The sequence below is a fragment of the Tatumella sp. JGM91 genome (assembly GCF_018257575.1).
GTDB classification, from domain to species: domain Bacteria; phylum Pseudomonadota; class Gammaproteobacteria; order Enterobacterales; family Enterobacteriaceae; genus Tatumella; species Tatumella punctata.
The window spans coordinates 178,089-190,149 of the sequence record NZ_JAERJP010000005.1; the positions used below are offsets into that span (position 1 = coordinate 178,089).

At 54.0% G+C, this 12,061-nt stretch carries 11 protein-coding genes and 1 riboswitch; of the genes, 5 read left to right on the plus strand and 6 right to left on the minus strand.

The genetic code is table 11. The features are described 5' to 3' along the window. The 3 genes from JK198_RS05505 to JK198_RS16930 are packed head-to-tail and all read left to right on the plus strand — an operon-like array spanning position 1 to position 2,283. Positions 1–1,137: a BamA/TamA family outer membrane protein gene (locus JK198_RS05505; protein WP_349290182.1), complete on the plus strand. Its 1,137-nt coding sequence runs from the start codon at positions 1–3 to the stop codon at positions 1,135–1,137. After that, positions 1,134–1,862, plus strand: a complete 729-nt coding sequence (locus tag JK198_RS16925) for a DUF4056 domain-containing protein (RefSeq protein ID WP_249213703.1) — start codon at positions 1,134–1,136, stop codon at positions 1,860–1,862. The genes JK198_RS05505 and JK198_RS16925 overlap by 4 nt, the downstream gene beginning before the upstream one ends. A 19-nt stretch (positions 1,863–1,881) precedes the next feature. Continuing rightward, entirely contained in the window at positions 1,882–2,283 is a 402-nt protein-coding gene (locus JK198_RS16930; protein ID WP_249213702.1) for a DUF4056 domain-containing protein, read from the plus strand. Positions 2,284–2,465: 182 nt separating this feature from the next. On the opposite strand, the gene dbpA is transcribed toward JK198_RS16930, so the two are convergent. Further along, positions 2,466–3,944: an ATP-dependent RNA helicase DbpA gene (gene dbpA / locus JK198_RS05515; RefSeq protein WP_212709953.1), complete on the minus strand. Its 1,479-nt coding sequence runs from the start codon at positions 3,942–3,944 to the stop codon at positions 2,466–2,468. Between the two features lie 106 nt (positions 3,945–4,050). Next, a riboswitch (TPP riboswitch) is annotated at positions 4,051–4,141 on the plus strand. Between the two features lie 39 nt (positions 4,142–4,180). Between dbpA and thiM the strand changes: the two genes are divergently transcribed. Both thiM and thiD read left to right on the plus strand, forming a co-directional pair. Continuing rightward, positions 4,181–4,999: a hydroxyethylthiazole kinase gene (gene thiM, locus JK198_RS05520; protein ID WP_212707157.1), complete on the plus strand. Its 819-nt coding sequence runs from the start codon at positions 4,181–4,183 to the stop codon at positions 4,997–4,999. Beyond that, complete coding sequence (gene thiD / locus JK198_RS05525; RefSeq protein ID WP_212707156.1) at positions 4,986–5,786, plus strand: bifunctional hydroxymethylpyrimidine kinase/phosphomethylpyrimidine kinase; 801 nt, start codon at positions 4,986–4,988, stop codon at positions 5,784–5,786. The genes thiM and thiD overlap by 14 nt, the downstream gene beginning before the upstream one ends. On the opposite strand, the gene yegS is transcribed toward thiD, so the two are convergent. The 5 genes from yegS to mdtD all read right to left on the minus strand — a co-directional run bounded on the left by yegS (position 5,787) and on the right by mdtD (position 11,978). Next, entirely contained in the window at positions 5,787–6,701 is a 915-nt protein-coding gene (gene yegS, locus JK198_RS05530; protein WP_212707155.1) for a lipid kinase YegS, read from the minus strand. Between the two features lie 224 nt (positions 6,702–6,925). Next, the gene (yegQ, locus tag JK198_RS05535) at positions 6,926–8,302 is read right to left on the minus strand and encodes a tRNA 5-hydroxyuridine modification protein YegQ (protein ID WP_212707273.1); all 1,377 of its coding nucleotides are present in this window, start codon (positions 8,300–8,302) and stop codon (positions 6,926–6,928) included. Positions 8,303–8,443: 141 nt separating this feature from the next. Then, positions 8,444–9,154: a two-component system response regulator BaeR gene (gene baeR / locus JK198_RS05540; protein ID WP_212707154.1), complete on the minus strand. Its 711-nt coding sequence runs from the start codon at positions 9,152–9,154 to the stop codon at positions 8,444–8,446. Next, positions 9,151–10,545, minus strand: coding sequence for a two-component system sensor histidine kinase BaeS (baeS, locus tag JK198_RS05545; RefSeq protein WP_212709952.1), 1,395 nt, complete (start codon positions 10,543–10,545; stop codon positions 9,151–9,153). The genes baeR and baeS overlap by 4 nt, the downstream gene beginning before the upstream one ends. Further along, positions 10,542–11,978, minus strand: coding sequence for a multidrug transporter subunit MdtD (gene mdtD, locus JK198_RS05550; RefSeq protein WP_212707152.1), 1,437 nt, complete (start codon positions 11,976–11,978; stop codon positions 10,542–10,544). Before mdtD ends, baeS begins: the two co-directional genes overlap by 4 nt. Positions 11,979–12,061: the final 83 nt, after the last annotated feature.

The following is a 12,061-nucleotide window of genomic DNA, read 5'->3' on the forward strand; positions in this document are numbered from 1 at the left end:
CTGCGGCGGCTGAGTGTGCTGATACTGGCTGTAATTCTCTGGCCCTCAGAGGCAGCCGCCGGAATAATCCCCACCCGACAACAGGTTGACCGCTGGCTGGCTCCCCTCGGGGCTAACCGAACGTTTAATCCGGACCAGGGGATCGACTGGGGAATTATGCCGGGCCCCTTCTATACACCGGAGCTGGGCGCCGGGGTGGGGGCGGTGGTCGCCGGGTTATACCGGCCCGATCCCGATGATCATATCAGTCAGAATTCATCAGTCACATTAAGTAGTTACGCCAGCAGCACCGGCGCATTCGGACTGCAGGTCAATAATTACGGGTTTTATGACCAGGACAAGTGGCGATTCTTTGTACAGGGAGAACTAAGCGATACCCCGACATGGTACTGGGGAAAAGGGTTTCGCGCTGGCAGTAATAACCGGAATAAACAGCGCTACGTTGCACGGGAAATCAGCATGATGCCGCAGGTGATGCGGCAGATAGCCAGCCGGACTTATTTCGGGCTGGGCTGGTCGCTGAACAACATGCAGGCCGGATCGGTACATGATCCTCAAAAAAACGGGCCTGCCCTGGAAGCCGACGGGCGCGGAGTGTTCAGTAGCGGGCCACTGATTAGCCTGAGCTATGACAGCCGGGACTTTTTACCTAACCCGCATAAAGGTATTTCAGCCAGCCTGCAATATATCCGCTACAGCCCGCAAACCGGCAGCAATACGCGTTTTGATGCATGGACGGCCCATTTTAGCGCTTACCATGAAATTGATAAAAAACGGGTACTGGCCTGGGAGATCAATGGCGCTTTTACCAGCGGCCAGGTGCCGTGGAATATGCTGCCATCACTGGGGGACAGTGATCATTTCCGGGGGTATTACCCGGGACGTTACCGCGAACGTGATGTTATCAGTACCCAGCTTGAATACCGTCAGTCACTTAGCTGGCGAAACGGTATTGTCGGCTGGATTGGCAGCGGCACTATGGCATCACATTTTTCAGCCGCTGCAGGGCAGCGCTGGTTACCGACCATCGGGGCCGGATACCGGTTTGCGTTTAAACCGGGCGTCAATATCCGGCTGGACTACGGAATAGGTAAAAACAGCAGTGCTTTTTATTTTCAGGCAGGAGAAGCTTTTTGAAAGGATGGATTTACGCGCCGCTGTTAGCGGTATTATTCAGCACATCACCCGTATCCGCCCGTATTGAGATCGGCAGTGATTTTTCCCATATTCCTCAGCAGCAGGCCGCAGAAGCCTGGCCGGTCAGCGTGCCGCTGTCACCGCCTGATGGTCTGCGGCCTTGCTGTGCTTTTGGTTACCGGTTGAAAACGCAACTGCTGGGCGTACCGGTACCTTTTTACCGGATTAATAATGTCGCTGAAACAGATAACCTCGGCAGACATAACTATAACGACAGTCACTGGAATTCATTACTGGCGCTTAGCGGGCTGGGAAAAGAGCATAACGGTATTGTTTATACTCTGCGTGGCGGGTTTATTGATACTGCTCATATTCGTGACAGTGCGGATATGACTTTCTGGTTATTCAGCCAGCTATACCCAAGACTGGGCACCGCCTTTACCCTTTCTCCCGGTGAGGAAGAGCTGGCAAAACGACAAGTGGTTTTCAGGGCATTTACCCCACCGAAGGATCCGGCACAGGCCTATACACTGGCCGTATGGATCGCGGCGACAATTGCCTATGATATTGCAGCCTGGCATGAAGTTGCTCAGTGGTATGGTTTCGAATCAATTCCCGGTTTTTCTGAGGGGATTTCAGCCTTCTCGCCGGAAGATCTCTACTCAAATATGGTCGGGGCCAGGCTGGCGGCGACGTTATTGCTGACCGGACACGGTTTACAGTAAACGTGGTTTTAATCTGGCGATGACGACAATACTGCCACAGGCGTTACACCGTCTCGGCGCGGTCAGTGCCAGCCAGACACGTTTTCATTTTGATATGGTCGATAAATTGTGGTGGGACAGCAGCAAAGCGGTACCGGAAAAGTTCCTGTTGCTGAAACGTAATTATCTGACCGGCAATGACAGGGTACCGACCCCGGTCCCGGGAGAACCGGAAGCCAGTCTGCCCCTGACATTTCCTGCCAGCTATGCCGGTGAGCAAATTAACTCTCTGGCCGAATTACGATTGCTGCCCGGTAAATCGATGGTCAGGCTTCCTGCACCGGAAACATTTTACCGCTGGCAGGATTTTCCTGCGCTGGCAGAGGCGGCACAGAAAAGTGATCAGCGACAGTTGCAAAAAAATAGCGTCGGGAAGCGCTGAACGTCAGCCAGCATCGGCCGGTTATTAAGACGGATTGCAGCTAAAGTCACCCTGCGGTCAGCCCTGCATCTGAAACTGCTATTCGTGAAATGGTCAGAAAAGCCAGCCGGTGGTAACTGTAAAAAATAAGAACGCTCTCCGCCCGCCAGCGGGGCGGAGAGCTAAGCAGAAATCGGCAATAATTATTTCAGTAATCTGACCTTGCAGTTCTTACCTTTGATTTTCAGCTGTTGTAGCTGACGAAACATCTTACTGGCCGCTGCTTTACGAATAGCCACATAAGCATGCATCGCTGACATATCAATTTTACCGACATCATCGGCTGTCAGTCCGGCATCCCCGGTCAGAGCGCCAAGAATGTCACCGGGGCGTATTTTGGCTTTACGGCCACCGTCGATACAGAGTGTTACCTTGTCGGCCTCCAGTGATACTCCGGCAGCAACGGTGAGGTCACCGGCTGACAACCACTGTGGTTTCAGGTCGATATAATCTTCCAGTGCGTTAGCCCGCGTGATCTCTGCCGGGGCGACCAGACTCACGGCCAGACCTTTGCCACCTGCACGGGCGGTACGGCCTATCCGGTGTACGTGAACTTCCGGGTCGAAAGAAAGTTCATAGTTTACGACCATCGGCAGATCTTTAATATCCAGTCCACGGGCAGCCACATCCGTAGCGACCAGTACCCGGCAGCTATGGTTAGCAAAACGTATCAGCACCTGATCACGGTCACGCTGTTCTAAATCACCGTGCAGCGCGGCCACACTGATCCCTTGTTCCGTCAGAGCCTCACAGACTTGCTGACAGTCGCGTTTGGTATTACAGAAAACGACGCAGGAAGAAGGCTGATGGTGGCCGAGTAACGTTTTCAGCAGTGACAGTTTTCCGCCGTGTGAGGCTTCATAAAATTGTTGTTCAATATCCGGAAGTACCGACACATCACCGGTCGTAATACTGACCGGTGAACGCTGGATCCGTGCACTGATAGTTTCAATGCCCTGCGGGTAGGTGGCGGAAAACAGCAGTGTCTGACGTTTGACCGGCAGATAGCCGATAATATCATCAATCGCTTCACTGAATCCCATGTCAAGCATACGGTCAGCTTCATCGAGCACCAGTACGTGCAGTCCCTGAACCAGTAAACTCTGCTTGCGCAGATGTTCCTGAAGACGTCCCGGCGTACCCACCACAATGTGAGGAGCATGGGCCAGAGATGCCAGCTGATGACCCATCGGCTGACCACCGCACAGGGTCAGAATTTTAATATTCGGAATGTAGCGTGCCAGACGGCGCAGTTCTTTGGTGACCTGATCCGCCAGTTCACGGGTCGGGCATAACACCATTGCCTGAGTGGTAAACTGCGAAGCATCTATTTTCTGTAACAGGCCGATGCCGAAGGCGGCTGTTTTTCCGCTCCCGGTCTTTGCCTGCGCACGGACATCATGGCCCTGTAAAATAACCGGTAACGCCTCAGCCTGTACCGGCGTCATAGCCGAATAACCGAGTTCGGTAAGGTTTTCGAGCTGCGCAGCGGGCAGCGACAGAGATGCAAATGATTGGGTCACAGGGTGTACTCTACTCAGACAATTATCAGGGGACGCAGGACTGCCGGGGCTGCGCAGTGATGCAAACAGTACCGTCAGGCTGGATATATAAGCAGACATAATAGCAGAGATCCGCCTGCTTCGGCAGAGCTAAAATAATTTCGCCGCGACGGAATTATAGTTGTGACTTGCGCGGCGGCAGAGAGTTGCCTTACCCTGTACGACGTATGATGACTCGGGGTGCCGGTTATGGCTGAGAAACACCCGTTGAACCTGAACCGGATAATGCCGGCGGAGGGAAGTCTGATACTGCTGTATGCGGTATCCGTTTCCTGATGCCCGTCAGGAGCGTTGAAATGTCAGTGGTTTATTCTTCTTTTTCTGCCCGTGAAGCTTCCGCCTCACGGCATCTCTATGGGGTGACCCCGCCGCTGGTGCATTGTATGACCAACCAGGTGGTACAGTCACTGACCGCCAATATATTGCTTGCCAGCTCAGCGTCTCCGGCCATGGTCATTGATCTGCAGGAAGCGCCGGTGATGGCGGCGCATGCGTCAGCACTACTGATTAATGTCGGTACCCTGACCCGCGAGGCAATCCCCGCGATGCAGGCCGCTGTGGAGTCCGCCAACCGCGCCGCAGTTCCCTGGACACTGGACCCGGTCGCGATGGGAGTATTACCACTGCGCAGCGATTTTTGCCGGCAGTTGCTGGATTTTTCTCCGGCGGTGATCCGCGGCAACGGTTCTGAAGTTCTGGCACTGGCGGGGGCCGGAAAAGGCGGGCGGGGGATGGACAGCAAGGATGATTCATGCCGGGCAGTGAGCGCGGCGGTACAGCTGGCGGCAGATCAGAACTGTATTGTGGTGGTATCAGGGGCGACTGACTATGTTACCGATGGTCATCTTGTCCTGACGCTGACAGGAGGGTCCCCGTTAATGACGGCCGTGACCGGTACTGGCTGCGGGTTATCAGCCCTGGTGGCAGCATTCAGCACGTTGCCCGGCAACCGGTTATATCATGTGGCGACAGCCTGCTGGCTGATGTCACAGGCTGCTGAACAGGCAGCACAACAGTCCCGCGGGCCCGGCAGTTTTTCAATCGCGTTAATCGATGCTCTCTGGCAGCTATGCCAGACCCATCGACAGGAGGGACAAGACAATGCGGCGAATTAATGCATTAACTATTGCCGGAACGGATCCCAGCGGTGGGGCGGGTATTCAGGCTGATTTAAAAACCTTTTCTGCGCTGGGCGCCTACGGTACCAGTGTGATTACTGCCCTGGTCGCCCAGAATACCTGTGGGGTACGTTCAGTCCGGGCGGTGGCGGCGGATTTTGTGCGCGAACAACTTGCCGCAGTGATGGACGATATTCGTATCGATACCCTGAAACTGGGTATGCTGCATAACGCAGAGATTATCCGTGCTATGGCTGATGATTTGAGTCACTGCACGGTTCCCTGGCGGGTACTGGATACGGTTATGCTGGCCAAAAGCGGCGATCCTCTGCTGGATCCTCAGGCTGTGAGTCTGTTGCGGGATAAACTGTTACCCCGGATGTCGCTGATCACCCCGAATCTCCCGGAAGCTGCTGCCTTGCTGGGATGCCGTGAAGCAGTCAGCGAGCAGGAAATGCTGTTGCAGGCGCAAAAGTTACTGGAAACCGGATGCCAGGCCGTTTTAATCAAAGGCGGGCATCTGGGCGGAGAAGAAAGTCCGGACTGGCTGGTCAGTGACGGTTTTCAGAAACGTTTTACCACCCTGCGGATTAACACCCGTCATACCCACGGTACCGGATGCAGTTTATCGGCGGCGCTCTGTGCACTACGGCCCCGTTATCCGGACTGGGCGGCAACCGTGGATGCGGCTAAGCAGTGGCTGTGCGGGGCGATAGAAATGGCCGATACATTACAGGCAGGTAAAGGTAACGGCCCGGTACATCATTTTTATCGCTGGTGGTGATCACGCTTGTTGCCGGTGGCTCAGCAGCGGGCACTCTTCCGGCAGCCTGCAGCGCACTGCCTGTGGCAGTAGTTCCATCCGGAAGTGCTCGCCACTCAGGGGTTCACCGTCAAGGTTAAATGTCATCGGGTGACGGGCTTTAATCTCCAGTGAACGACAACGGGCGCTGGTTATGGCGGGGTTATCGCTATTCCCCGTCAGGTTATGGACAATGCCCGGCAGCCATTGCTGCGCCGTAACGATGCTGATATCCATCAGACCATCGTTGATAAATGCGGAAGGGCACAAACGCTGCCCGCCCCCAGCCTGACGGCCGTTACCGATACCGATCACCAGGGCATCGCCCTGCCAGTGAAAGGTTTCGCTGATAATTTCACAGTGATCTGCTTTCAGGGTGTCCATACGCAGCAAGCCATGTATCACATAAGATACACCGCCGAGTGCGGCTTTCAGTTTATCCGGGGTTTCGGTGGTGATTCTGGTGCCGAAGCCACCGGTCGCCATATTGATAAAATAACGCTGCCGGTTGACGGTCACGATATCAACTGCCGATACAGTTCCACTGACAGCCAGTTGTAATGCCGGTGCCATCTGTTCAGGGATACCAGCGCTGCGGGCAAAGTCATTCGCTGTGCCCAGAGGCAGGATACCGAGAACCGGACGCTGTGCCGGTGGCAGTTGTGCCAGGCAACTGACCAGTTGATTAATGGTGCCGTCACCGCCTCCGGCAATCACCGTATCTGCCTGCAGGCTAAGGGCTTCCTGCAGATAGCGTTGTGTATCTCCCGCCTCCCAGGTGACCCGTACCTCGATCTGATACCCGCCGGCCCGCAGATCTATGACTGCCTGACGTAACTGCTCATTAGCGGCACTCTTTCCGTTAAGGATCACAACAGCTTTGCTGGTGGAATTCATGAATTTTTTCCCGGCACTGTAAACAGACTACCGGAATTTATAACATAAAAGCGCGGCAGGCTTCACTGGCGACAGGCTGAAAAAAAGAAACCCGCCGGGGGGACCTGGCGGGTAAATAAGGTGGATTCTGAGGTAATCAGACAGTCTTTATCCTTTTTTATAATGGGGCTATTTTAGCCGCAGGCTCAGCAGATAACTGTGATCTGATTCTAAATAGCGAAAAGTTATGCCTGTACTGCGTGGCTGTGTGGTGCCTGAGTTGTCGACCCTTCCGGCAGATTTCGCAGTAACAGAGCGTAGTCGAGGCTGATATCCTGTGGTACCAACAGCCATACCTTATGGCCATCTCCCGGGGCGACCGCAGCGGGTTGCCGTTTGGCTGTTTGCATTTCCTGCAGAGTGAAAGTCAGGTTACCGGCAGGTGTCATGATTTCTAAACAGTCGTGCAGCAGAAATTTATTTTTTACCGCAACTTCCGCATAGTCACCCTGGCGCTGGCCGGTGAATTCACCGACAAATTGCTGCCGGTCAGAGACAGAATATCCCTGCTGATAATTCTGGTAACTGTCATGGGTATGGCGGCGCAGAAAACCCTCGGTATAACCGCGGTGTGCCAGCCCTTCCAGTGTCTGTAACAAACTGGTATCAAAAGGCTTGCCTGCCGCAGCATCATCAATCGCCCGGCGATATACCTGTGCGGTGCGGGCACAATAATAAAACGATTTGGTGCGGCCCTCGATTTTCAGCGAATGAACGCCCAACTGACTCAAACGTTCGACATGGGCCACGGCTCGCAGATCTTTTGAATTCATAATATAAGTGCCGTGTTCATCTTCAAAAGCACTCATCGGCTCCTGCGGCCGCATTTTTTCGGTGATAAGGAAAACTTTGTCGGTGACTGGTCCGCTGCCAAGAGTCGGTTCAGCCTGTTTAACCGGAATCGGCGGGTATTTTTCGACGATATTACCGTTCAGATCCTCTTTACCTTCTTCCATCCGGTAATCCCAGCGGCAGGCATTGGTACAGGTTCCCTGATTAGGATCGCGTTTGTTCAGATATCCGGATAACAGGCAACGACCCGAATAGGCCATACATAACGCGCCATGGACGAAAACTTCCAGTTCCATTTCCGGTACCTGAGCGCGAATTTCGCCGATTTCTTCGAGAGATAACTCACGGGATAAAATAACCCGGCTAAGCCCCATCTGCTGCCAGAAACGAACCGTAGCCCAGTTAACAGCATTGGCCTGTACTGACAGATGGATAGCGATGTCGGGAAAGGCTTCACGCACCAGCATAATCAGCCCGGGATCGGACATAATCAGTGCATCCGGCTGCATATCCACCACCGGTTGCAGATCACGGATAAAGGTTTTCAGCTTAGCGTTGTGCGGCGCAATGTTGACGACCACATAAAACTTTTTACCGAGGGCATGAGCTTCCTGAATACCCTGCCGGAGATTCTCATGGCTGAATTCATTGTTGCGAACCCGCAGACTGTAACGTGGCTGACCGGCATAGACAGCATCTGCACCGTAGGCAAATGCATAGCGCATATTTTTCAGGGTACCGGCGGGGGAAAGCAGTTCAGGCTTGGACATGGTCATTCTCGTTTTCTGATATCAGGTCAGGACACTCAGTGAGTGTTATCCGGGACGAAAAAATTCGACCCTACAAAAAGAAGGGGAATTGTAGAGGGGGACGCTAACGATGTAAATCACTTCGTGGCAGGATGACGCGGATCAGTGAAGCCGGCTTTTGTCGGCATCCCAGCGATAACCGATACCATAAACAGCACGGATAAAAGTCTGGTCGCTGTCCAGATTTTCCAGCTTACGCCGCAGATTTTTAATATGACTGTCGATAGTCCGGTCGGTAACCACACGATAGTCATCGTACAGCAGGTTGAGCAATTGTTCGCGGGTAAAAACTTTACCCGGTTCCTGTGACAAGGTTTTCAGTAAGCGGAATTCGGCAGGTGTCAGCTCCAGGGGCTGATTTTCCCAGCTGGCCTGAAAACGTCCCGTATCAATCAGCAGCCCCGCAGGCCGGGTATACTGTGCTTCACGGCTTACCAGACAACGCCGCAGAATTATTTTCACCCGCGCCACCACCTCCCGCGGGCTGAACGGCTTACATACATAGTCATCGGCACCAATTTCAAGGCCCAGCAGGCGATCGATTTCCTCACTGCGTGCTGTCAGCATAATGACCGGCAGATCTGAAAACTGACGGAGTTCACGACAAATACTCAGCCCGTCTTTGCCCGGCAGCATCAGGTCAAGGATCATTAAATCGGGTTGCAGCATTTTTAGCTGGTAAATCGCCTCGTCACCACGGTGAATTACAGTGGTGCGGTAACCGGCAGCCTGCAAATAATCCACCAGCAGTTGTGCCAGCTTTGGCTCATCTTCAACGATCATAATATGTGCTGTCTGTAACTGCCCGGTCATAACGGTCGTCCGCCTGAAGTGAAAGGTAATATCACCCTGATAGTAACACCTCCGGTGAGCGAGTGCTGGCTGCTGATTGATCCCTGGTGCGCTTCGGCAATCGCCCGGCAAATAGCCAGCCCCAGACCGGAGCCGCCGCTGGCACGATTGCGGGAATCTTCTGCCCGGTAAAAACGTTCAAAAATATGCTGCTGTTGCTCTGTAGTCAGGCCCGGGGCACTGTCAGAAAACTGCAACAGCCAGTCATTTTCTTGCGCTGTCAGGCGAATCTCCAGGCTGCCGGGAGACCGGGTATAGCGCAGGCTGTTTTCCAGCAAATTGTGGCACAACTGGTTCAGTCTGTTGATATCACCATGGAACGGTACCTCCGGAGGGCACTGGCACTCCAGAGACAGGCCTGCGGCGGTAAAGCGCGGGCGGAACGTTTCTGTAAGACTGGTCAGCAATTCGCTCAGGTCACAGTCCATCATCTGGTAACGCAATGCACCGGCATCGGAGAGAGCCAGCTGGTGGAGATCATCGACCATTTTCTTCAGGATCATGACTTCACTCTGCAGGGATTGTATCGCCTCCGGGGTTAGCTTGCGGACACCATCCTGAATCGCTTCCAGTTCTCCCTGCAATATCGCCAGCGGCGTGCGCAGTTCATGAGAAATGTCAGCCATAAAGGCGCGGCGATTGGTTTCGGTTTTCTCCAGTGATTCGGCCAACTGATTAAAATCACGGGCCAGTTGCCCCAGTTCATCACCGGTGGTGACCTCCACCCGGGTGTTCAGCTGGCCTGCCGCCAGCTGGTGTGTGCCATTGACCAGACGTTTCACGGGGGCCAGTAAGCCCCTGGCCAGCAGCCAGGCAACAATTGCTGCCAGCAGGGTAATTAAACCGACGATGCTCCAGCTGGCTCTTTTCTGTTGCTGGTCAAAGCTGATATCAGTACTGCGGGTCAGTTGTTCCGGAGGTGAACCTAATACCCAGCCGACAATTGTTCCCTGACTGGTAGTGACAGGATGCTCCACCCGTTCGGCGGGGATTTTCTCACGGGGCCCCAGCAGCACCCGATAGTGACTGTCAACGATCCAGAAGGGCGTCCGCCAGCCGGGTTGCGGGTAATTACTCTGTTGCTGGTTCTGTTCCAGGGAATGAAGCAGAGTGTAAATCATGCGGTTATTATTCCGCATAAAGTCCCAGTTGCCGTGCTGTTCATATTGTTCTGCCAGCGCCTCACTGAGCAGGTTCAGCCGCTGTTCATTACTTTCGCGGATATAATCGACAAAGCCGTGTTCAAAGCTGATCCTGACCGCCCAGTGCATGGTGACCAGTACCAGTAAACAGGTGGCAAATAGAGTGATGAATAGCTTACTGCCGATAGTAAAGGGCCAGCGGTATTTCATAATGGCTTACCTGATTTTTTTAACTGGCTGTTACGGCTGAGGCCGGCAGGGATAAACCAGAACACGGCGACAGGCAGCCACAGGAAAATACCGATAGCTACCCACAGATAACTAAAGGTACTGAGCATCGCAGCCTTGTCAGTGACCTGGCCGCCGCTGAAGGCTGCCAGCAGTAATCCGGCCAGGCTGACCCCGGTACTCATCGACAGTTGCATCACCATCGACAACAGACTGTTACCGGAGGATGCCAGCGTATCGGGTAATTCTTTCAGGGTCAGGGTATTCATGGTGGTAAAACGTATCGAGTTGACACCGCCGAGCAGGAACAGCAGTAACGGTAATCCGCCCTGCAGGTTGAATTTTATCAGTAATGGCAGCAGCAGGACGATCGTACCCAGCAACAGGGTCGCGCCGGTCAGGGCGTTACGGTAGCCAGCCCGGTTTACCAGCCGTACTACCACGCGTTTTATCAGCATACTGCCGACGACCATCGGAATCATCATCAGCCCGGCATGAAAAGGGCTGTAACCCAGTGCCAGTTGTAAGAAGAGTGGCATTACAAAGGGCAGCATACCACTGCCGGTACGGGCCAGCATACTGCCAATCAGTCCTGTCCGGTAGACCCTGTTTTTGAATAAATCGAGGCTGAACAACGCATTATCCCGGTGACGGGCATAACAGGGATACCACAGCAGACAACCGATGCCGCAACTGAGCAACAGCCACGGCCATACCCCCTGTCGCGTGATTGTCCATTGATGGCTCTCCAGAGCCAGCGTCAGGGTTGCCATCGGAATTGCCAGCAGCAGAAATCCCCCGAAGTCGAAACGGCGGGGTGGCAAACGGTAATTGGGCAGTAATTTCAGGGTGGCGATAATGCCGATAATACCGACCGGCAGATTGATCAGAAAAATCCAGTGCCAGCTGGCATATTCGACCAGTATCCCCCCCAGCGTCGGGCCAGCCAGCGGCCCCAACTGGCCGGGTAAGGTGACAAATGTCATTGCCGCCATATATTGGGCCCGCGGAACAATTTTCATCACCGTCAGCCTGCCCACCGGAACCATCATTGCTCCGCCGATGCCCTGCAGGATCCGTGACAGAATTAGCTGGTCGGTGTTTGCAGATAAGGCACAACACAGGGAGCCCAGGGTAAACAAACTAATCGCTCCGCAAAATACGTTACGCACCCCACAGCGGTCAGATAACCAGCCACTCAGGGGCAACATCACGGCGACCGTAAGTACATAACAGACAATCACCATATGCATATTCAACGGACTGGTGCCCAGAGCTTTGGCCATTGATGGCAACGCCGTATTTACAATTGTGGTGTCCAGTGACTGCATAAAAAAACCGACAGCGACAATCCATAACTGCCAGCGTACCGATACGGGGTGTGGCGGGGCATCGGCGTGGGCGGTTTTATTCATTCGTCTGTTTCCTGTGACAGAGCCTGGCGTCTTCTGAGTTTATCCATTATCAGGAACAGCTCCGGGGGGGGGGGGGACAGAGG